This window comes from Leisingera sp. (assembly GCF_034669605.1).
GTDB lineage: Bacteria > Pseudomonadota > Alphaproteobacteria > Rhodobacterales > Rhodobacteraceae > Leisingera.
The window spans coordinates 1-20204 of sequence record NZ_JAXMOX010000073.1 but is presented as its reverse complement, the minus strand read 5'-3'; the positions used below and the strand labels follow the sequence as shown (position 1 = coordinate 20204).

Below are 20204 nucleotides of genomic sequence, written 5' to 3'. Positions count from 1 at the left end.
GATCTATGCCGAGGATTACGTTCACAGGATCGGACGCACCGGACGCGCCGGCCGCGCCGGCAAGGCGATCACCATCTGCATTCCCCGCGATGACAAGGCGCTGGATGCAGTGGAGAAGCTGATCCAGAAAGAGATCCCGCGTCTGGACAACCCGGTGAAGCCGGAACCCCAGGCCGAAAAGCCGGCCCGCGCAGCCAAGCAAGAAGCCAGCCCCCGCGCAGCCAAGCCGGAAGCCAGCCCCCGCGCTGCCAAGCCGGAAGCGGAAGCCCGCGAGCCCCGCAAGGAGGCGGCCCGCAGCCCCCGCAGGGACGAAAAGCCCGCTCAGAAGCCCGAACGCTCGTCGGGCCGCGGCAAATACGGTAAACGCGACGACAAGACAGTGGTCGGAATGGGCGATCACCTGCCCAGCTTCATCGCCCTCAGCTTCGCGGAACGCCGGGCTAGCTGACCGGCACCGCTTGACGCTTTGCAGGCCGCTCCTCTTCGGGGCGGCCTTTTTCTTTGCGGCTGCGGAAGGGCGCCCCGCCCTCCGGCTGCAGCATAGCGACCTTTGCACTTGCAGCATAACGGGTCTTCGATCTTGGCTGGCGTCAATCCGCGCAGACAGGCGTATTGCTTCCGCAACACTGTAACGCGATTGAAGATGGGCTTCGCCATGAACACCACCGACACCAACACCCTGACCATTGCACAACTCCAAGCCATCGAAGCCCGCGCCCATGAGCTGCGTGCCGAGGCTTTTGCCAGCCTGATGCGGCGCCTGTTCCGCGCCGTGTTCAGCGCCCCGCGCAAGGTTGTTTCCTGCCCCAGCTGCGCCCGCCCGCTGCACGGCTGAACCAGCCGCCGCTGCCGCCGGAGCGGCATCCGGATTGAGAACGCCGCGTGCCTCGCAAGGCCGAGGCGTTATTGAGTCTTCCGCTGCTGTTCTGCGGCAGCGCCGCGGAACCGCCAGGGTCCGCGGCGCCTGGCCCAACGGGGCCTGCTGCATCCATGATGCGGCACGGGCCAGGCGGGAGAGCCCCGCCCGGCGCGGATTTTCCAGGCGCGCAATCTGCGCGGCAAACCGCGGCGCGCTCTTTGGGCTGCGCTTCAGCGCATGCGGCTGACCACCACCGTCACTTCGGGTTTTTTGCCGATCTCGTTATGGGCGCTTTGACGGGCAATGCGGCGCAGTTCCTGTTCCAGCTTGTCCTCGTCGCGCAGCGTCTTGGCACCGGCACGCATCAGGAACTGGTTCAGATCCTCTTCCATCACCTCGACCAGGGCAGCGTTGGAACTGCCGGTCTCAGGCAGGCCCTTGACGTCGCACCAGGGCTCGCCCAGCGGCTCGTCTTCCTCGTCCAGCAGCACCGTCACCACCACATGGCCGTTCAGCGCCATGCGGATACGGTCGCGGACAACACCGTCCATGGCACCGTATTTGACAGATCCGTCCAGATAGGTGCGGCCGGTATCGACATAGCCGGCCGGTTCGGGCGCATCGCCGGTCAGGTCCATCATCATGCCGTTGACCACAACTGCGCTGGCAATGCCCTTTGCCTCGCCCAGACGGGCGTGCTGCCGCAGGTGGCGGTGCTCGCCGTGCATCGGCACCAGCATCCTGGGCTTCAGCAGGGTATGCATGGTTTCCAGATCCGGCCCATTGGCATGCCCCGACACATGGTAAAGGCCGGAGCTGTCGTCAACCACATCCACGCCCATTTCCGAAAACTGGTTGATAATGCGGATCACGCCCCGTTCGTTGCCCGGGATGGTCTTGGAGGAGAACAGGAAGGTGTCGCCCTCCTTCAGCTCCAGGCCGCGGTATTTGCCGCGCGCCAGCTGCGCCGAGGCGGCACGGCGCTCCCCCTGGCTGCCGGTTATGATCAGCATCAGGTTGTCGCGCGGCACATTGTTTGCGTCCTCCGGGCTGATCACCTTGGGGAAGTCCCGCAGCACGCCGGTTTCCGCCGCAGCCTCAATCATCCGGCGCATCGCCCGGCCCAGCAGCACAATGGAGCGCCCGGCCCGGACGCCGGCCTCGGCCAGGGTTTTCACCCGCGCCACGTTGGAGGCAAAAGTGGTCGCGGCCACCAGCCCCTTGGCCTCGGAGATCAACCGGGTGATCTCATCCGGAAGATCTGATTCCGAGCGGCCCGGATGGGGGGAGAACACATTGGTGGAATCGCAGACCAGCGCCTGGATGCCGTCCTTTGCGATCTCCGTCCACATCTCCGGGTCGAAGGGTTCGCCGACCAGCGGGTTCGCGTCCAGCTTGAAATCGCCGGTATGCACCACCCGCCCTGCCGGGCTGTCGATCACCAGCGCGCCGCTTTCCGGGATCGAGTGGCTCATCGGTGCCACGCCAATGGTGAACGGTCCGAGTTTGGTGGTTTCCGGCCAGGCCTGCACGATGTGCACCGCCGCCGGATCGTGGCCCGCTTCCTCCACCTTGCGCCGCGCCAGATTGGCGGTAAAGGCGCGGGCGTAGACCGGCACGTTCAGGCTGGAATACATATGCGCGATGGCGCCGATGTGGTCCTCATGCCCGTGGGTGACGAAAATCCCCTCCAGCCGGTCAACACGCTCCTTCAGCCAGGTGATGTCCGGCATGATCAGATCAACGCCGGGGGTGGTGTCCATATCGGGGAATGTCACGCCCAGGTCGACCAGGATCAAACGTTCCTTGTCCTTTGGCCCGTAGCCATAGACATAGGCATTCATGCCAATTTCACCCGCCCCGCCGAGGGGCAGGTAGATCAATCTTTCACTGCTCATGCGTCAGTACCATTATCCTTGTTGTATTTATGAATGATCTGCAGGCCATGCATGGTGAGGTCGTCCTCGAATGCGTCGAACAGATCAGCAGATTGCTGGAACAAAGGCGCCAGCCCGCCTGTCGAGATAACTTTCATCGCCACGCCGCGTTCCGCCTTGATTTGGGTGCAGATCTCGCGGACGAGGCCGACATAGCCCCAGAAAACGCCGGACTGCATGCAGGCGACGGTATTGGTGCCGATGACATTTTCAGGTTTGGTGATGTCCACATGCGGCAAGGCGGCGGCAGCCTGGTGCAGTGCCTCCAGGCTCAGGTTCACGCCGGGCGCAATCACCCCCCCGACATAGGCGCCATCCTCGGCCACCACATCAAATGTTGTTGCGGTGCCGAAATCCACCACGATCAGATTGCCGCCATAAAGGTCAAAGCCGGACACCGTATTGACCAGCCGGTCAGGGCCGACGGCGGTGCCTTCGTCCACCCGCACCGCGACGGGCAGCAGGCAGCCGGGCTTTCCCACCACCAAGGGACGTGTGTTGAAATAGCGGTCGGCGAGCACACGCAGATTGAACACCACCCGCGGCACGGTGGAGGAGATGATCATGTCGGTGATATCCGCCTCGATCCCCTGCAGCCGCATCAGCGTGTTGAGCCAGACATAGTATTGGTCGGCGGTGCGCTGCCAGTCGGTGGCGGTGCGCCACAGGCCAACGAACTTCTCGCCGTCATAGATCGAGAAGACGGTATTGGTATTGCCGCAGTCAACTGCCAGAAGCATTTCTGCCCCTTCCTAAAAATAGATGTCGGCCGCGGGAATGCTCACGCGGCCCTTGGCAGTGTTTAGGACAAGGTTGCCGCTGCCGTCCACCGTTTCAAAGGTGCCTTCGGTCTCGGAACTGGCGGTGCGGGCGGTGATCACCTCTCCCAGTTTCGCCGCCCGCTCCAGCCAGGCGGTGCGGATCGGCTCGAATCCATAGGTGGTGAACTGCTGCTCATGGCGGGCAAAGGCTTCTGCAACGGCCTCCAGGAACTCCTCAGGGGTGACCTGCACCCCGGTTTCCGACAGCAGCGACACCGGCCAGACGGCACCGGGTTCCAGCCATTCCTTCATCGGGGTTTCCACCAGGTTGACGCCAATGCCGACATACAGGTGGTTGACCCCCTGCCCGTTTCCCGCACTTTCCAGCAGAATGCCTGCCAGCTTGCCGCCCTTCAGAAGCACGTCATTGGGCCATTTCAGCGACAGCCCCTCGCTGCGTCCGGTGACCGCGACACAAGCGTCATAGACCGCCAGCGCCGCCACGAAGCTGCGCAGCGCTGCCTGATCCGGGGCGCCTTGGGGGCGCATCACCAGGGTGGCGGCGAAATTCCCCTTGGGGTCTTTCCAGTCGCGGCCGCGGCGTCCCCGTCCTTGGGTTTGCCGCAGCGCCAGGATCCACTCGGGGCCTGCCAGTTCCCCGGCAATGCGGGCGGCCTCGTTCAGGGTGCTGTCGACCTCGGCAAGCACCCGTTTTCCATATCCTGCTGGCCAGCTCATACGCGCTCCTTAAATGCCGAAAGGCCCGGTCACAAGACCGGGCCTTGTCAGCCTGCCTGAAAAGCAGATCAATTTACAAGGGTTGCTGCGGCAGCAGCTGCTGCGCCATCGATGCCGAACTGGTAAACCACGCCCACCAGCATCAGCGCAGCAGAGGCCATCAGCGCCACGCCCAGGATCGGTGATCCCTGCGCCTCGACGTCGTCCTCGCCGGTACCGAAGTACATGTAGAAGACGATGCGGATGTAGTAGAACGCACCGATCACCGAAGCCACAGCAGAGGCAATGACCAGCCCCATAAGGCCGGCGTCGACACCCGCCTGCCAGACGCCCAGCTTGGCAAAGAAGCCCAGCATCGGCGGCACCCCGGCCAGCGAGAACATCAGGATCAGCACCGCCAGCGCCTTGCCCGGCTCGCGTGCGGCGAACTGGTTCAGCGCCATGATATCAGTCACAGGCTTGCCGTCTTTCTCCAGCATCAGGATGAAAGAGAACGTACCGATGTTCATGGTGACGTAGATCGCCAGATACACCAGCATCGCAGTGACGCCCTGTTCGGTGCCCGCTGCCAGGCCGATCATCGCATAGCCCATATGGGCAATCGACGAAAAGGCCATCAGGCGCTTGATGTCGCGCTGGCCGATGGCGGCAATGGCGCCAAGGAACATCGACAGCACCGACAGCACCACGATGATCTGCTGCCAGTCGGCGATGGCACCGCCGAAGGCATCATGCAGCACCCGGGCAAACATGCCCACCGCCGCAACCTTGGGCGCGGTGGCAAAGAAGGCGGTGACCGGGGTCGGCGCGCCCTCATAGACGTCCGGGGTCCACATGTGGAAAGGCACCGCGGAGACCTTGAAGGCGAGCCCCGAGATCATGAACACCAGGCCGAACAGCATGCCAATGGACATATGGCCCTGCTCGGCGACTTGGATGATGCCCGCGAACTGGGTGGTGCCGGCAAAGCCGTAAACCAGCGAGGCGCCGTACAGCAGCAGGCCCGAGGATAGGGCGCCCAGCACAAAGTACTTGAGCCCCGCTTCGGTCGACTTGACGCTGTCGCGGCGCATGGCGGCCACGACGTAGAGCGACAGAGACTGAAGCTCCAGCCCCATATAGAGCGACATCAGGTCGCCGGCGGAGACCATCATCATCATGCCAACAGCGGCCAGCGCCACCAGGACCGGGTATTCGAACCGCAGGATGCCGCGGCGCGCCATGTATTCCCGGCCGATCAGCAGCACGGCAGCCGCGCCCAGCAGCAGCGCCACCTTGGCAAAGCGGGCAAAGCCGTCGTTAACGAACATGCCGTTGAAAGCAGTCTGGGTGGTGGCCGGGCTGGCCGCGATCCAGAAGGCCACCGCCGCCAGCAGCGCCGCGGTGGTCCAGACCATCGGGGAGGCCAGCTTGTCCTTGCTGGTGTAGACCGCACCCAAAAGCGCGCCCATCGCGTAGACTGCCAGAACGATCTCTGGCAGGATTACAGTAAGATCAGCTTGGATCATCTGCCTGATGCTCCCTTAATGCGAAGCAATCTGGGTGGCTGCCGAGGTGTCGGCCGCTGCCAGAGACTGGTTGAAGTTTGCAATCAGCGCCTCGGTCGAGGGCGCGATGACGTCGGTGACCAGGGACGGATAGACCCCCAGCAGCAGGGTCATGACAACCAGCGGCGCAAAGACAAAGCGTTCGCGGGCGGACATGTCGCGGATGCCGGCCAGGCTGCCCTTGATCAGATCGCCGAACACCACCCGGCGGTAGAGCCATAGCGCATAGCCAGCCGAGAAGATCACCCCGGTTGCCGCCACTGCGGTCACCCAGGTGTTTTTCTGGAAGGCGCCCATCAGGGTCAGGAATTCACCGACAAAGCCAGAGGTGCCCGGCAGGCCGACGTTGCCCATGGTGAAGAACATGAACACCAGAGCGTAGGCCGGCATCCGGATCACCAGACCGCCATAGGCGTCAATGTCGCGGGTGTGCATACGGTCATAGATCACCCCGACGCAAAGAAAGAGCGCGGCGGAGATGAAGCCGTGGCTCAGCATCTGGAAGATGGCGCCGTCGATGCCCTGCTGGTTGGCGGCAAAGATCCCCATGGTAACGAACCCCATGTGCGCAACCGAGGAATAGGCGATCAGCTTTTTCATGTCTTCCTGCACCATTGCCACCAGCGAGGTGTAGACCACCGCGATGGCCGACATCCACAGGACCACATCGGTCATCACATCCGCGCCGACCGGGAACATCGGCAGCGAAAACCGCAGAAATCCATAGCCGCCCATTTTCAGCAGGATCGCCGCCAGCACCACAGAACCGGCAGTCGGCGCCTGCACATGCGCATCCGGCAGCCAGGTGTGCACCGGCCACATCGGCATCTTCACCGCGAAGGAGGCAAAGAAGGCCAGGAACATCAGCGTCTGGGCGCCGCCCACAATGTGGATGCCCAGCACGTCAAAGGACGCCGCCGAGAAGCTGTGGGTCAGCAGGGATTCGATATCGGTGGTGCCGGCATCCACATACATGAAGACCATCGCCACCAGCATCAGCACCGAGCCGAAGAAGGTGTAGAGGAAGAACTTGAAGGAGGCGTAGATCCGCTCCTTGCCGCCCCAGATCCCGATGATCAGGAACATCGGGATAAGGCCCGCCTCGAAGAACAGGTAGAACAGCACCAGATCCAGCGCCATGAAGACGCCCAGCATCAGGGTCTCCAAGAGCAGGAAAGCGATCATGTATTCCTTGACCCGGTCGGTGACGCTCCAGCTGGCCAGAATGGTCAGCGGCATGATGAAGGTGGTCAGCATTACAAACAGCACCGAGATGCCGTCGACCCCCATCTTGTACTTGAACCCGAAGATCCACTCGGCCTCTTCCACAAACTGAAAGCCGGTGTTGGCGGCGTCGAACTCGAAATAGATGCCAAGGCTCACCAGAAAGGTGATCGTTGTGGCAAACAGCGCAACATATTTGGCGTTGCGCTGCGCCGCCTTATCCTCACCGCGCAGGAACAGGGCCAGGATGGCCGCCGCAAGCGCCGGGATGAAGGTGACAATAGAAAGGAGATTGTCCATCAGTGCGTTCCTCCGCCGATCGACATCCAGGTGACCAGAGCTGCGATGCCCAGCACCATCCAGAAGGCATAAGTGAAGATGTAACCGGACTGTGCGCGTCCAGCGAGACGGGTGAAGAAGGGAACAACCCCCATCGCCAGACCGTTCAGGAAGCCGTCGATGGTGCCACCGTCGCCGCGTCTCCACAAGAAACGGCCCAGGGCCAGGGCGGGTTTGACGAAGATCACATTGTAGATCTCGTCAAAATACCACTTGTTCAGGAGAAACAGGTACAGCGGGCGCTGCTGCGCGGCCAGACGGCCCGGCAGCGACGGGGTCCAGATGTAGAACCACAGCGCCAGCACCAGGCCGCCGAGCATCGCGATGAAGGGGGACAGTTTCACCCATTTCGGCGCCGCGTGGGCTTCCTCCAGGATATGGTTGTCCTTGCCGATGTAGATCCCGCCCTCGCCCGGCTGGCCGGCAAACACGTAGTGGTGCTCATCTTCGGCCCCGGCTTCACCGTGGGCTGCCTCATCACCGTGTGCAGCGGCTTCACCGTGTGCAGCGTCGTCAGCCGGCGCAGCTTCCGCGCCGTGACCGGCGGCGTCGCCATGTGCCGTGGCGGAGGCTTCCGCCACCGGGATGCCGTAGAATTTACCGACCTGATCAGCGTGGCCGAAAAAGCTGCTGTACCAGATCATGCCTGCGGTAACTGAACCCACCGCCAGCACGCCCAGCGGCACCAGCATGGTCCAGGGGCTTTCATGTGCATGGCTGTGGGTGTGCTTGTCGCCGCGGGCCTCGCCGTAGAACGTCATGAACATCAGGCGCCAGGAATAGAACGAGGTCATGAAGGCCGCGATCACCAGCGCCCAGAAGCCGAACATCGAGCCGCCGGCATAGGCGCTTTCGATGATGGCGTCCTTGGAGACGAAACCGGCAAAACCCACCCAGCCGCTCAGCGGAATACCGACGCCGGTGATGGCCAGGGTGCCGATCATCATCGCGGCAAAGGTATAGGGGATCTTCTTGCGCAGGGCGCCATAGTTGCGCATGTCCTGCTCGTGGTGCATCGCGTGGATCACCGACCCGGCACCCAGGAACAGCATCGCCTTGAAGAAGGCGTGGGTGAACAGGTGGAACATCGCTGCCGAATACATGCCCACGCCCGCAGCCACGAACATGTAGCCCAGCTGCGAACAGGTCGAATAGGCGATCACCCGCTTGATGTCGTTTTGCACCAGGCCCACGGTTGCCGCAAAGAATGCCGTCGCGGCGCCGATCACGGTGATGAAGGCGGTCGCCTCGGGCGCAAACTCCATCAGCGGCGACATCCGGCAGACCAGGAACACACCTGCGGTCACCATGGTTGCGGCATGGATCAGCGCCGACACCGGGGTCGGGCCTTCCATCGCGTCCGGCAGCCAGGTGTGCAGCAGCAGCTGCGCCGATTTGCCCATCGCCCCGACAAACAGCAGGAAGGCAATCAGGTTGGCCGCATTCCATTCAGACCACAGGAAGGAGACCTGGGTTTCCGCCAGCGTGGGCGCCGCGGCAAAGATGTCGGCGAGGTTGATGCTGTCGGTCAAGAAGAACAGGCCGAAAATCCCCAGCGCAAAGCCAAAGTCACCAACCCGGTTGACGATAAAGGCCTTCATCGCCGCCGCATTTGCGCTTGGCTTGCGGTAGTAGAAGCCGATCAGCAGATAGGACGCCACGCCGACGCCTTCCCAGCCGAAGAACATCTGCACCAGGTTGTCAGAGGTCACCAGCATCAGCATCGCGAAGGTGAAGAACGACAGATACGCAAAGAAGCGCGGCTTGTAGCTTTCGCCTTCTTTCCACTGCGGGTCGTGATCCATGTAGCCGAAGGAGTAGAGGTGCACGAGCGAGGACACGGTGGTGATCACGATCAGCATGATCGCGGTCAGCCGGTCCAGCCGGATTGCCCAGGAGGTCGACAGCGAGCCGCTTTCGATCCAGCGGAAGATTTCGATGTTCTGGGTCACCCCGTCGAACGACAGGAAGATGATCCAGCTGAGCAGGGCCGCCAGGAACAACAGCGCCGTGGCGGTCACCGTGGCGGCTTTTTCACCGATGAATTTCCAGCCGAAGCCGCAGATCACGGCCCCCGCCAGCGGGGCAAAGAGGAGGATGGTTTCCATGATTCTTCAGCCCTTCATCACGTTGACGTCTTCGACGGCGATACTGCCGCGGTTGCGGAAGAAGCAGACCAGGATCGCCAGGCCGATGGCGGCCTCGGCGGCAGCCACGGTCAGCACGAACAGGGTAAAGACCTGCCCCACCAGATCGCCCAGGAAGGACGAGAAGGCGACCAGGTTGATGTTCACCGCCAGCAGCATCAGTTCGATGCTCATCAACAGGATGATCACGTTCTTGCGGTTCAGGAAGAGCCCGAAGATGCCGATGACGAACAGCGTCGCCGCGACGGTCAGATAATGTTCAAGTCCGATCATGCTCAAAGCCCCTGCCCCGGTTTCACGTCCTTCAGCTCCATCGCAACGGCCGGGTCGCGCATCATCTGGGCGACCACGTTCTGGCGCTTGACGTCGGTGCGGTGGCGCAGGGTCAGCACAATGGCACCGATCATCGCCACCAGCAGGATCAGGCCTGACAGCTGGAACAAAAGAAAATATTGGTCATAGATGATGAGGCCCAGGGCCTCGGTGTTGTGGCGGTCGGCGGGCACCGGGTTGGCCAGCAGCTCAGGCGCCTTATGCGCGGTTTCCCAGACGCCGAAGGCCATCACGAACTGCATCAGGATCACCAGGCCGATCAGCAGCGCCAGCGGCAGGTACCGCGCCATCTCGGCCTTGAGCGCGGCAAAGTCCACATCCAGCATCATCACCACGAACAGGAACAGCACCGCAACGGCCCCCACGTAGACAATGATCAGCAGCATGGCGACGAATTCCGCCCCCAAGAGCACAAACAGCCCGGCCGAGGAGATAAAGGCCAGGATCAGCCACAGCACCGAATGGACCGGCTGTCGGCTGATCACGGTGAACAGCCCGCCGGTGATGGCGCTGACGGCGAAGAGGTAGAAGGCAAAAACGCTCATGTCTCATCGTCCTTGTTGTCGTCCATGACTCCCTGCGCCAGATCCAGCGCCCGGTTCATGGCCGGAATGCCGGCAAAGACCGACATCTGTCCGATCGTTTCCACGATCTCTTGTTTCTTTGCCCCCGCTGCCAGAGCGTGGCGCACGGTCTGGCGCACGGCTGAATCCGCCTGCGCGCCTTGCATCGTGAGCCCGGCCAGGGTCAGCAGCAGCCGGGTCTTGGCATCCAGCCCGTCCTTGTTGACGGTGTTGCCGAACATCATTTCCATGACCTCTTTGGGCATGGTGGGCCACAGCGCCTCGAACTCCTTGAACGCCTCAGAGGGCGAGAAATTCTCCAGCGCCGGATTGAACGCCTTGGCCATCTCCTGCGCCTGGGTCTGCATCTGTTCCATCATGGCTTCAAACGGATTGGGCGGCTGTTTGGTCATGTCGTCTCCTCCGGCCAAGAAATTTCAGTGAAATTCTTGGCAAAAGTTATCTGAAAATTTTTGCACGCGTCCGTCATCGGTACGGTGCGTCGATTTCCAGGTTGCGGGCAATCTCGGCTTCCCAGCGGTCGCCGTTGGCCAGCAGCTTGTCCTTGTCATAGAACAGCTCTTCCCGGGTCTCGGTGGCAAACTCGAAGTTCGGCCCCTCGACAATTGCATCCACCGGGCAGGCTTCCTGGCAGAAGCCGCAGTAGATGCATTTGGTCATGTCGATGTCATAACGCGTTGTGCGGCGGCTGCCGTCCTCGCGCGGTTCCGCGTCGATGGTGATCGCCTGCGCCGGGCAAACCGCTTCGCAGAGTTTGCAGGCAATGCAGCGTTCCTCGCCGTTCGGGTAGCGGCGCAGCGCGTGCTCACCGCGGAAGCGGGGCGACAGCGGGCCCTTCTCGTGCGGGTAGTTCAGGGTGGCCTTGGGGGCGAAGAAATACTTCAGCCCCAGTTTGAAGCCGACCCAGAAATCCTGCAGCAGGAAGTATTTGGCGGCGCGGGTGTAGTCGATTTGGGTCATCGGTCAGCCTCCTACGGTCCAGCGGGCGAAGATGCCCCAGAACCAGTCGAATTTTGCAGCAAAGGACACGAAGACCACCCAGGCCAGCGAGAACGGCAGGAATACTTTCCATCAGCTGGTCATACCGGTAGCGCGGGGTGATTGCCTTGACCATTGCGAAGAGGAAGAAGAAGAACGCCATCTTGCCGACCATCCACAGCACGCCATCGGGCAGGCCCGGGATCGGGGACAGCCAGCCGCCGAAGAACAACAGCGACGTCAGCGCGCACATCAGGAAGATGGCAATGTATTCACCGGCCATGAACAACAGGAACGGGGTTGCCGAATATTCCACCTGGTAGCCCGCGACCAGTTCCGATTCCGCTTCCGGCAGATCGAACGGCGGGCGGTTGGTTTCTGCCAGCGCCGAGATGAAAAACAGGAACACCATCGGGAAATGCGGGATCCAGTACCAGTTCAACAGCCCCAGGTCGCCATCCTGCGCCCGTACGATGTCGCCAAAGTTCATCGATCCGGTAGAGATGATAATGCCGATGATGATCAGGCCCAGCGACACTTCGTAGGAAATCATCTGCGCCGCCGAGCGCAAGCTGCCGAGGAACGGGTATTTCGAGTTCGACGCCCAGCCGCCCATGATGACGCCGTAGACCTCAAGCGAGGAGACCGCGAAGACGTAAAGGATGGCGACGTTGATGTCGCTGAGCACCCAGCCGTCGTTAAAGGGGATCACCGCCCAGGCGATCATCGCCAGCACAAAGGATGTCAGCGGTGCCAGGATGAACACGGCGCGGTCGGAACCGGCCGGGATCACCACTTCCTTGACCACGTATTTCAGCGCGTCAGCCACCGATTGCAGCAGGCCGAAGACACCCACTACATTGGGCCCCCGGCGCATCTGGACCGCGGCCCAGATCTTGCGGTCCCCGTAGACGAGGAACAGGAGCGAGATCATCACAAAGGCAACAACTGCAAGCACTTGCGCCAGGATCAGAACAGCGATGCCGCCTGGAGTGTTAAAGAAATCAGCCATAGGTCCTCACACCGTGGGTATTCCGTTCGCCGCGCAATCGGCAACCACGACTTCGGCGTCGATGGTGCGCAGCCCGCGCGGCAGAGAGGGCGAAATCAGATAGACCGCATCGGCGGTCCGGCTGCTCCCTGCCTGTTTCATTGTTGTGCGCACATGGCGCGCAAATCCGTATCCCCGGATCAGCGCGTATTGCGCGGCGGCACATTCCGCATAGTTATCCAGGTCTTCCTGCACGGCAGTTCCGCGTATGGAGACGTGAAATTGCACCAGATTGCCCTCCAGCAGGCTGGTTTCCACCCCTTCATACACAGGGGCAGGCCGCGCACCATCGCTGCCGGGCGCCATTGCGCAGGCGGCCAGCAGCAGCGGTGTTATGAGGGCAAGGCGGATCATTCGGCGGCCATTGCCCCGGTTTCGCGGGCTTTGACGCCGGCCGACAATTCCGCCATCAGCTGCGAGGCGCGGGCAATCGGGTTGGTCAGATAGAAGTCCTTGATTGCCGGCAGGAAATCGGCGCTGCCAAGCTTGTCCTGTTCCAGCGGCTCGCCTTCCTTCCCGGCCACTTCGTCGATTTGCGCCAGATGCGGGACTTCTGCGACCAAAGCCTGGCGCAGCTGGGCAAGCGAGTCGTAAGGCAGCTTGGTGTCCGCCTCGGCGCTCAGCGCGCGCAGGATTGCCCAGTTTTCCTTGGCCTCGCCCGGCGCAAAGCTCGCACGCATGGCCAGCTGCGGACGGCCTTCGGTGTTCACGAACAAACCGTTTTCTTCGGTATAGGCTGCACCCGGCAGAATCACGTCGGCGCGGTGCGCGCCGCGATCGCCGTGGGACCCCTGGTAGATCACAAAGGCGCCTGCGCCGATCTCCACCTCATCAGCCCCGAGGTTGTAGATCACCTCAGCCCCGTCGATGGCCGATTCGATGCCGCCTTCGGTCACAGCGCCGACGTCCATTGCGCCCACACGGGAGGCGGCAGTGTGCAGCACCAACAGCTTGGAACCGGAAAGTTCCGCCATCTTCTGGGCCGCGGCCATGACTGCCAGGCCGTCCGCCTCGCGCAGGGCGCCCTGCCCCACAATGATGACGGTCTTCTTGTTGTCGCGGGTTTCTTCCGGGACACCCTTGCCGATCATGTCGCTGAGAGCATCGCGGCCGGTGCCGGCGTGGTAATATTCGTATGTCAGATCGGCCGCGGGGCCGATCAGGGCCACCTCGGCACCATTGGCCCATGCCTTGCGGATGCGGGCGTTCAGCACCGGCGCTTCGTCACGCGGGTTGGTGCCGATCAGCAGGATCATCTCAGCCTCATCGAGATCCGCGATGGTTGCGGTGCCGGCATAGCCTGCGCGGTCGTTGATCGGCAGGCGGGCATTGTCGGTGCGGCATTCCACCTTGCCGCCCAGTCCTTCGACCAGCTGCTTCAGCGCAAAGGCAGCCTCGACCGGGGCCAGATCGCCGATCAGGCCCGCAACCTTCTTGCCCTTCATCGCCGCGGCCGCGGCGGCCAGCGCCTCGGGCCAGGTGGCGGGCTTCAGCTTGCCATCGACGCGCACATAGGGCCGGTCCAGACGCTGGCGGCGCAGCCCGTCCCAGACAAAGCGGGTCTTGTCGCTGATCCATTCCTCGTTCACGCCGTCGTGGTTGCGAGGCAAAATGCGCATCACTTCGCGGCCCTTGGTATCCACCCGGATGTTTGACCCCAGCGCGTCCATCACGTCGATGGTTTCGGTCTTGGTCAGCTCCCACGGACGGGCGGTGAAGGCGTAAGGCTTGGAGGTCAGAGCCCCGACCGGGCAGAGGTCGATGATATTGCCCTGCAGGTTCGATTGCAGCGTCTGGTTCAGGTAGGAGGTGATCTCCGCATCTTCGCCGCGCCCCGTTTGACCCATCTGGTGGATGCCGGCGACTTCGGTGGTGAAGCGCACGCAGCGGGTGCAGCTGATGCAGCGGGTCATGGTGGTGTCCACCAGCGGGCCGAGGTCCAGATCGTCCACCGCGCGCTTGGCTTCCTTGAAGCGGCTGCCCGACAGGCCATAGGCCATCGCCTGGTCCTGCAGGTCGCATTCGCCGCCCTGGTCGCAGATCGGGCAATCCAGCGGGTGGTTGATCAGCATGAATTCCATCACGCCTTCGCGGGCCTTCTTGACCATCGGAGAGTTGGTTTTCACTTGCGGCGCCTGGCCTTCGGGACCGGGGCGCAGATCGCGTACCTGCATGGCGCAGGAGGCCGCGGGCTTGGGCGGGCCGCCGACAACCTCGACAAGGCACATACGGCAGTTGCCGGCAATCGACAGGCGCTCGTGATAGCAAAAGCGCGGGATCTCGACACCGGCCTCTTCACAGGCCTGGATCAGGGTCATCGCCCCTTCCACCTCGATCTCGGTTCCGTCAATGTTGATCTTGCGGAGGTCAGACATGGTCTATTTCGCCCTCAGTAACACGCCGATCGCGCTGTTCTTTTCGATTTCCGCGCGGCCATAGGCGCAGAAGGTTTCCGGTTGTTCGTAAGAAACGCCGTTTTGCGCCAGCAACTGCTCGCCCTTGGCGCGCATGCGGGCCTTTTCGGCGTCCGAGCCGATGTAGGCGCGGATTTCCCTGTCCGAGTACCCCAGCTCATTCGCCCGCGCTTTGAGCCGGCGCAACTCGCCCATTCCCTTGAAATACCGCGGCGCAAGGCGGTCGCAGTGGTCGGAGACTTCCTTGGCCACGGCCACTGCAAACAGCGGGTTTTCGATTTCGGCAACATCGCGCAGCGACGGTTTGGCCAGTGCCGAGACCGGCAGGGCAGCAAAGACAGACAGGGCAGCAGCAATCAGGGCGCGCATGGCGGAGAACTCCTTCAGTTTGAAGCCCCCACTGCGCAGGCGCGCGGCACTGCTATTCAATAGCAGCCGGGCCGGACAGCCCTGATATGCCGGAAATCCGCTCACGGGGTGCAGGTTCCCCGGAATGCGGCCTGACCGCCGGTCAGTGTCAGCTGCACATCCAGGTCGGACGGGTCCACCAACCAATCGATTCCGGAAGAGCCGTAGTTCACAACGCAATAGGTGGTCCCGGCGTGGGCCGCAGCCTTACGCGCCCCTGTGACCGAGCGGTCCGCGCCCTTGATTTCGATGGAGAAATCTGCGCGGTTCACCTTCTTGTCCACCGGCTTGGCCTTGGCCTTGAACGGGACGCCGTCATACAGTTCGCGGTTCTTGTTGGTGGTCGAGGACCCGCAGGCCGAGACCAGCGCCGCAACGGCCAAACAGGCCGCCGGCAGGGTCAGCCGGTATGTCTTTAGAATGCTCAAAATACTGCCGCCAAAGTCAAGATTGCCAGGCCGCCCATACAGGACCAGCCGGTCACGTAGAAAATTGTGCGCAGGCCGCCGTGCGGCTTGCCGCTGCCGTTCAGGTGGATGAGGATCATGATCACCCGCGTGACCAGCACCAGTGACGCAAGCAGGTTCACCCAGAACGGCGCCGCCCCCGCGAGGATCGCAGCGATGGTCACGGTCAGGAAGGCCGGCAGGGTTTCGCAGCCGTTCAGATAGGCCCGGTTCAGACGGTAAGCCTTTTCGGCATAATCCTCCCGCGGTGTCGCACCGGGTGCGAGGCCTGCCTTTTGCTTGGCCAGCGCCGAAAACGGCGACAGCGCCAGGATGATCAGGGTAAAGATCACCAGCGCGGCCAGGGCGTGGGAATATGCGGCGAAGATTTCCATTGGTTACTCCGCTGCCATCGCGCCCATGCGGCCGGTCTGCTGCGCCTTGATACGGTCTTCGATTTCCTCGCGGAAATTCTTGATCAGGCCCTGGATCGGCCAGGCCGCCGCGTCGCCAAGGGCACAGATAGTGTGGCCCTCGACCTGCTTGGTCACATCCCACAGCATGTCGATCTCTTCCAGCCCGGCCTCGCCCTTCACCAGACGCTCCATCACCCGCATCATCCAGCCGGTGCCTTCGCGGCAGGGGGTGCACTGGCCGCAGGACTCGTGCTTGTAGAACTTCGCCAGCCGCCAGATCGCCTTGATGATATCGGTCTGCTTGTCCATTACGATGACCGCCGCAGTGCCAAGGCCCGACCCCAACTCACCGCGCAGGTAGTCGAAGTCCATGATCGCGTCGCGCATGTTCTCGCCGCGCACGCAGGGCACCGAGGAGCCGCCGGGGATGACTGCCAGAAGGTTGTCCCAGCCGCCGCGGATGCCACCGCAATGCTTTTCGATCAACTCCTCAAAACCAATCGACATTGCCTCTTCCACCACACAGGGGTTGTTGACGTGGCCGGAGATTGCAAACAGCTTGGTGCCGGCGTTGTTCTGACGCCCGAAACCCGCGAACCAGTCGGCGCCGCGGCGCAGGATGGTCGGCACCACGGCGATGGATTCGACGTTGTTCACCGTGGTCGGGCAGCCGTAAAGCCCCGCGCCCGCCGGGAACGGCGGCTTCATCCGGGGCATGCCCTTCTTGCCCTCAAGGCTCTCGATCAGGGCCGTTTCCTCGCCGCAGATATAGGCCCCTGCCCCGTGATGGAGGAAAACATCGAAGTCCCAGCCGGAGCCGGCTGCATTGCGGCCCAGCAGGCCCTGGTCATAGGCTTCGTCGATCGCCGCCTGCAGCGTTTCCCGCTCACGGATGTATTCTCCGCGCAGGTAGATATAGCAGGTATGCGCATTCATCGCGAAACTGGCAATCAGCGCACCCTCGATCAGCGTATGCGGATCGTGGCGCATGATTTCCCGGTCCTTGCAGGTGCCGGGCTCGGATTCATCGGCGTTGATCACCAGATAGGCCGGGCGGCCGTCGCTTTCCTTGGGCATGAAGGACCACTTCAGGCCGGTCGGAAAACCCGCACCGCCGCGGCCGCGCAGGCCGGAGTCTTTCATCGTCTGAACGATCCAGTCACGGCCCTTTTCCAGGATGCCCGCGGTGCCGTCCCAATGGCCGCGCGCCTTGGCGCCCGCCAGCGAGCGGTCGTGCATCCCGTAAAGGTTGGTAAAGATCCGGTCCTGATCCTTCAGCATGTGTGCCTACCTTTGGTTTTCTTCTTCATTGGCCCGACGCATGCGCCAGAGTTGAAATATGTTGACCAGGGCATAGATCATGCCCGCCAGCGCAGCGAAGTCGAACAGCAGCGCATAGCGCCCCGGCAGCCCCAGCATGGGGCCGATGAACAGCGACACCGCCATCCACAGCAAAATGGTCCCGGCAATCACAAGCGCGATATGCCGGCCCTTTGCGGCGATAGCCTGGTCCTGTTCCTTGCTCATCTGTTCCCCATCACCCGGGTGCGGCCCTGCAGGCTGCGTCCCGATCAGTCGTCTTTGCCGTCGTAGATGTGCTCTTCTTTGGCACGTTTGGCGAACTCTGTCTCGTCACCCACCTGCAGACGCTTGGCCTGTTCGATCCAGCCGTCCCGTTCGATCCGGCCCTTGAACGTGAGCCGCGAATCCACCCAGGCCACTTCAGCTTCACCCCAGTCCGCAATCTGATCGAAGTGGAAGAAACCAAGCTCGTTTAGCTGCGCTTCCAGCTTGGGACCAACGCCCTTGAGCAGCTTCAGATCGTCCGGCAGGCCGCCGCGGGCCTCTTTCAGGACTTCCGGCTGAGCTTCATCGGCCTGGCTGTCAGCCGTGGCTTTGGCAGCCGCCCCTTCCGGAGAGGAGGGCTCAGCAACGGCCGATTTTTTCGGGGCCGCCTTGGCTGCTTCTTCAGCCTGCTTCGCCGCAGGCTTGGGGGCTTCCGGTGCCTTGGGCGGCGCCTCCGCCGCGGCACGGCCTGCAACAACGCCGTCCTTGCCAACCCATGGGGTCAGCAGCGGCACCTCATCCCCCTGGATGCGCATGACGCCGTCCTTGATGTCCGTCGCCAGCTGGACGCTTGCATTATACCGGGTCCTGCCGCTGTCGAAATCAGTCAGCGAGGTGAGGCCCGATGCCGGCTCAGCGGCGTAACGCCCGTTCTGCGGGCCCGGCGTCACCTCCCTGCCCGCGGCCAGATCGTCGAGCAGCTTGGAGAAGCTTTCAACTGTCAGATCCTCGTAGTAGTCCTTGCCGATCTGCGCCATCGGGGCGTTGGTGCAGGCGCCAAGGCATTCGACCTCCTCCCAGGTGAACTTACCATCCGCCGACAGGGTATGCGGTTTTGCGGCGATTTTTTCCTTGCAGACCGCAACCAGGTCTTCGGCCCCGCAGATCATGCAGGAGGTGGTGCCGCAGATCTGAATATTGGCAACGGAACCGGTCGGTTGCATCTGGAACATAAAGTAGAAAGACGTGACTTCCAGCACCCGGATATAGGCCATGCCAAGCATGTCGGCGATGGTTTCGATTGCAGGTTTGGTGACCCAGCCTTCCTGCTCCTGCGCGCGCCACAACAGCGGAATGACCGCCGAGGCCTGACGGCCCTCAGGGTATTTTGTGATCTGCGCTTCCGCCCAGGCCAAATTGGCCGGGGTGAAGGCAAAGCTGTCGGGTTGTTCGTGGTGGAGACGGCGCAGCATCAGATCACCTTTTGGTGGGTGTTGCCCGCGCGGATGCCTCCGGCGGGAGTGTTTTTGAAAAGATGAAACAGGGCAGGCAGGCTCACCGGTCGATCTCCCCGAACACGACGTCCATAGTGCCGATGATGGCGGCGACGTCAGCCAGCTGGTGGCCCCTGGCGACGTGGTCCATCGCCTGCAGGTGCAGAAAGCCCGGCGCGCGGATCTTGGAGCGGTAGGGCTTGTTGGTGCCATCCGCCACCAGATAGACGCCGAACTCGCCCTTGGGCGCCTCGACGGCGGCGTAGACTTCGCCTGCGGGGACGTGGAAGCCTTCGGTGTACAGCTTGAAATGGTGGATCAGGCTTTCCATCGAGGTCTTCATGTCGCCGCGTTTGGGCGGGCTCAGCTTGCCGCGGGCGATCACGTCGCCGGTGGCCTCGCGCAGCTTGGCAATCGCCTGGCGGATGATCGAGGTCGACTGGCGCATCTCTTCCATCCGGCACAGATAGCGGTCGTAGCAGTCGCCGTTCTTGCCCACCGGGACCAGGAACTCAAACTCGTCATAGCATTCATAGGGCTGCGCCCGGCGCAGATCCCAGGCAAGGCCGGAGCCGCGCACCATGACGCCGGAGAAACCGTATTGCTGGATTTCTTCCTCTGTCACCACACCGATGTCGCAGTTGCGCTGCTTGAAGATGCGGTTTTCGGTCAGGAGGCCGTCGATGTCGTCCAGCACCTTGGGGAATTCCAGCGCCCAAAGGTCGATGTCATCGAGCAGGTCGTCCGGCAGATCCTGATGCACGCCGCCGGGACGGAAATAGGCCGCATGCAGGCGGGCGCCGCAGGCCCGCTCATAGAACACCATCAGCTTTTCACGCTCTTCAAAGCCCCACAGCGGCGGGGTCAGCGCACCGACGTCCATTGCCTGGGTGGTGACGTTCAGAAGGTGATTCAAGACCCGGCCGATTTCCGAGTAGAGGACCCGGATCAGCTGGCCGCGGCGGGGAACCTCGACGCCGGTCAGCTTTTCGATCGCCAGGCACCATGCATGTTCCTGGTTCATCGGCGCCACATAGTCGAGGCGGTCGAAATACGGCAGATTCTGCAGGTAGGTGCGGCTTTCCATCAGCTTTTCGGTGCCGCGGTGCAGCAGGCCGATATGCGGGTCGCAACGCTCGACGATCTCGCCGTCGAGCTCCAGCACCAAACGCAAAACCCCATGCGCCGCAGGGTGCTGCGGGCCGAAGTTGATGTTGAAATTGCGGATCTTCTGCTCGCCGC

General features: G+C 62.5%; 20 protein-coding genes and 2 pseudogenes. 2 read left to right on the top strand and 20 right to left on the bottom strand.

Translation table 11 applies throughout. The features are described from left to right. Positions 1 to 448 (top strand): annotated as a pseudogene (locus tag VOI29_RS11130) (DEAD/DEAH box helicase); the annotation flags it as partial. Positions 449 to 655: 207 nt separating this feature from the next. Then, positions 656 to 835 carry an RSP_7527 family protein gene (locus tag VOI29_RS11125; protein WP_323778746.1) on the top strand — a complete coding sequence of 60 codons (180 nt, stop codon included), beginning with the start codon at positions 656 to 658 and terminating at the stop codon, positions 833 to 835. 254 nt (positions 836 to 1089) lie between these two features. Here VOI29_RS11125 and VOI29_RS11120 read toward each other — a convergent pair whose 3' ends face one another. The 20 genes and pseudogenes from VOI29_RS11120 to VOI29_RS11025 form a co-directional block, all read right to left on the bottom strand. Then, positions 1090 to 2757: a ribonuclease J gene (locus VOI29_RS11120; RefSeq protein WP_323778744.1), complete on the bottom strand. Its 1668-nt coding sequence runs from the start codon at positions 2755 to 2757 to the stop codon at positions 1090 to 1092. Next, positions 2754 to 3536, bottom strand: a complete 783-nt coding sequence (locus tag VOI29_RS11115) for a type III pantothenate kinase (RefSeq protein ID WP_323778742.1) — start codon at positions 3534 to 3536, stop codon at positions 2754 to 2756. The genes VOI29_RS11120 and VOI29_RS11115 overlap by 4 nt, the downstream gene beginning before the upstream one ends. Before the next feature lie 12 nt (positions 3537 to 3548). Next, positions 3549 to 4295, bottom strand: a complete 747-nt coding sequence (locus tag VOI29_RS11110; RefSeq protein WP_323778740.1) for a biotin--[acetyl-CoA-carboxylase] ligase — start codon at positions 4293 to 4295, stop codon at positions 3549 to 3551. A 68-nt stretch (positions 4296 to 4363) separates the two neighbouring features. After that, positions 4364 to 5803 carry an NADH-quinone oxidoreductase subunit NuoN gene (gene nuoN / locus VOI29_RS11105; protein WP_323778738.1) on the bottom strand — a complete coding sequence of 480 codons (1440 nt, stop codon included), beginning with the start codon at positions 5801 to 5803 and terminating at the stop codon, positions 4364 to 4366. Between the two features lie 15 nt (positions 5804 to 5818). Next, positions 5819 to 7366 carry an NADH-quinone oxidoreductase subunit M gene (locus VOI29_RS11100; RefSeq protein ID WP_323778736.1) on the bottom strand — a complete coding sequence of 516 codons (1548 nt, stop codon included), beginning with the start codon at positions 7364 to 7366 and terminating at the stop codon, positions 5819 to 5821. After that, a complete protein-coding gene (gene nuoL, locus VOI29_RS11095) occupies positions 7366 to 9513 on the bottom strand; it encodes an NADH-quinone oxidoreductase subunit L (RefSeq protein ID WP_323778734.1) in 2148 nt (715 codons plus the stop codon). The genes VOI29_RS11100 and nuoL overlap by 1 nt, the downstream gene beginning before the upstream one ends. A 6-nt stretch (positions 9514 to 9519) precedes the next feature. After that, a complete protein-coding gene (gene nuoK / locus VOI29_RS11090) occupies positions 9520 to 9825 on the bottom strand; it encodes an NADH-quinone oxidoreductase subunit NuoK (protein WP_024090650.1) in 306 nt (101 codons plus the stop codon). Positions 9826 to 9827: 2 nt separating this feature from the next. Further along, on the bottom strand, positions 9828 to 10430 hold the full coding sequence (locus VOI29_RS11085) for an NADH-quinone oxidoreductase subunit J (protein WP_024090651.1): 603 nt from the start codon (positions 10428 to 10430) through the stop codon (positions 9828 to 9830). Then, positions 10427 to 10861: a carboxymuconolactone decarboxylase family protein gene (locus VOI29_RS11080; protein WP_323778732.1), complete on the bottom strand. Its 435-nt coding sequence runs from the start codon at positions 10859 to 10861 to the stop codon at positions 10427 to 10429. The genes VOI29_RS11085 and VOI29_RS11080 overlap by 4 nt, the downstream gene beginning before the upstream one ends. A 73-nt stretch (positions 10862 to 10934) precedes the next feature. Then, positions 10935 to 11429: an NADH-quinone oxidoreductase subunit NuoI gene (nuoI, locus tag VOI29_RS11075; protein WP_024090654.1), complete on the bottom strand. Its 495-nt coding sequence runs from the start codon at positions 11427 to 11429 to the stop codon at positions 10935 to 10937. A 3-nt stretch (positions 11430 to 11432) separates the two neighbouring features. Then, positions 11433 to 12459, bottom strand: a pseudogene (gene nuoH, locus VOI29_RS11070) (NADH-quinone oxidoreductase subunit NuoH). A gap of 6 nt (positions 12460 to 12465) precedes the next feature. Next, positions 12466 to 12852 carry a hypothetical protein gene (locus tag VOI29_RS11065; protein WP_323778730.1) on the bottom strand — a complete coding sequence of 129 codons (387 nt, stop codon included), beginning with the start codon at positions 12850 to 12852 and terminating at the stop codon, positions 12466 to 12468. Continuing rightward, positions 12849 to 14873, bottom strand: a complete 2025-nt coding sequence (gene nuoG, locus VOI29_RS11060; protein WP_323778727.1) for an NADH-quinone oxidoreductase subunit NuoG — start codon at positions 14871 to 14873, stop codon at positions 12849 to 12851. The genes VOI29_RS11065 and nuoG overlap by 4 nt, the downstream gene beginning before the upstream one ends. 3 nt (positions 14874 to 14876) lie before the next feature. Next, positions 14877 to 15281 carry a DUF5333 domain-containing protein gene (locus tag VOI29_RS11055; protein WP_323778725.1) on the bottom strand — a complete coding sequence of 135 codons (405 nt, stop codon included), beginning with the start codon at positions 15279 to 15281 and terminating at the stop codon, positions 14877 to 14879. A 101-nt stretch (positions 15282 to 15382) separates the two neighbouring features. Then, on the bottom strand, positions 15383 to 15748 hold the full coding sequence (locus VOI29_RS11050; RefSeq protein ID WP_323778723.1) for a hypothetical protein: 366 nt from the start codon (positions 15746 to 15748) through the stop codon (positions 15383 to 15385). Next, a complete protein-coding gene (locus VOI29_RS11045) occupies positions 15745 to 16161 on the bottom strand; it encodes an MAPEG family protein (protein WP_323778721.1) in 417 nt (138 codons plus the stop codon). Before VOI29_RS11045 ends, VOI29_RS11050 begins: the two co-directional genes overlap by 4 nt. Positions 16162 to 16164: 3 nt before the next feature. Then, entirely contained in the window at positions 16165 to 17463 is a 1299-nt protein-coding gene (gene nuoF, locus VOI29_RS11040; RefSeq protein WP_323778719.1) for an NADH-quinone oxidoreductase subunit NuoF, read from the bottom strand. Between the two features lie 6 nt (positions 17464 to 17469). After that, positions 17470 to 17709, bottom strand: a complete 240-nt coding sequence (locus tag VOI29_RS11035) for a DUF5337 domain-containing protein (protein WP_024090663.1) — start codon at positions 17707 to 17709, stop codon at positions 17470 to 17472. Positions 17710 to 17753: 44 nt separating this feature from the next. Further along, positions 17754 to 18941, bottom strand: coding sequence for an NADH-quinone oxidoreductase subunit E (locus VOI29_RS11030; protein WP_323778716.1), 1188 nt, complete (start codon positions 18939 to 18941; stop codon positions 17754 to 17756). An 82-nt stretch (positions 18942 to 19023) separates the two neighbouring features. Then, a partial coding sequence (locus VOI29_RS11025) for an NADH-quinone oxidoreductase subunit D (protein WP_323778714.1) occupies positions 19024 to 20204 on the bottom strand: 1181 nt, incomplete at its 5' end.

Bases quoted from the DNA above. Each gene is read 5' to 3' on its own strand.
- VOI29_RS11125 (WP_323778746.1), top strand. From the start codon at position 656: ATGAACACCACCGACACCAACACCCTGACCATTGCACAACTCCAAGCC.
- VOI29_RS11120 (WP_323778744.1), bottom strand. From the start codon at position 2,757: ATGAGCAGTGAAAGATTGATCTACCTGCCCCTCGGCGGGGCGGGTGAA.
- VOI29_RS11115 (WP_323778742.1), bottom strand. From the start codon at position 3,536: ATGCTTCTGGCAGTTGACTGCGGCAATACCAATACCGTCTTCTCGATC.
- VOI29_RS11110 (WP_323778740.1), bottom strand. From the start codon at position 4,295: ATGAGCTGGCCAGCAGGATATGGAAAACGGGTGCTTGCCGAGGTCGAC.
- nuoN (WP_323778738.1), bottom strand. From the start codon at position 5,803: ATGATCCAAGCTGATCTTACTGTAATCCTGCCAGAGATCGTTCTGGCA.
- VOI29_RS11100 (WP_323778736.1), bottom strand. From the start codon at position 7,366: ATGGACAATCTCCTTTCTATTGTCACCTTCATCCCGGCGCTTGCGGCG.
- nuoL (WP_323778734.1), bottom strand. From the start codon at position 9,513: ATGGAAACCATCCTCCTCTTTGCCCCGCTGGCGGGGGCCGTGATCTGC.
- nuoK (WP_024090650.1), bottom strand. From the start codon at position 9,825: ATGATCGGACTTGAACATTATCTGACCGTCGCGGCGACGCTGTTCGTC.
- VOI29_RS11085 (WP_024090651.1), bottom strand. From the start codon at position 10,430: ATGAGCGTTTTTGCCTTCTACCTCTTCGCCGTCAGCGCCATCACCGGC.
- VOI29_RS11080 (WP_323778732.1), bottom strand. From the start codon at position 10,861: ATGACCAAACAGCCGCCCAATCCGTTTGAAGCCATGATGGAACAGATG.
- nuoI (WP_024090654.1), bottom strand. From the start codon at position 11,429: ATGACCCAAATCGACTACACCCGCGCCGCCAAATACTTCCTGCTGCAG.
- VOI29_RS11065 (WP_323778730.1), bottom strand. From the start codon at position 12,852: ATGATCCGCCTTGCCCTCATAACACCGCTGCTGCTGGCCGCCTGCGCA.
- nuoG (WP_323778727.1), bottom strand. From the start codon at position 14,873: ATGTCTGACCTCCGCAAGATCAACATTGACGGAACCGAGATCGAGGTG.
- VOI29_RS11055 (WP_323778725.1), bottom strand. From the start codon at position 15,281: ATGCGCGCCCTGATTGCTGCTGCCCTGTCTGTCTTTGCTGCCCTGCCG.
- VOI29_RS11045 (WP_323778721.1), bottom strand. From the start codon at position 16,161: ATGGAAATCTTCGCCGCATATTCCCACGCCCTGGCCGCGCTGGTGATC.
- nuoF (WP_323778719.1), bottom strand. From the start codon at position 17,463: ATGCTGAAGGATCAGGACCGGATCTTTACCAACCTTTACGGGATGCAC.
- VOI29_RS11035 (WP_024090663.1), bottom strand. From the start codon at position 17,709: ATGAGCAAGGAACAGGACCAGGCTATCGCCGCAAAGGGCCGGCATATC.
- VOI29_RS11030 (WP_323778716.1), bottom strand. From the start codon at position 18,941: ATGCTGCGCCGTCTCCACCACGAACAACCCGACAGCTTTGCCTTCACC.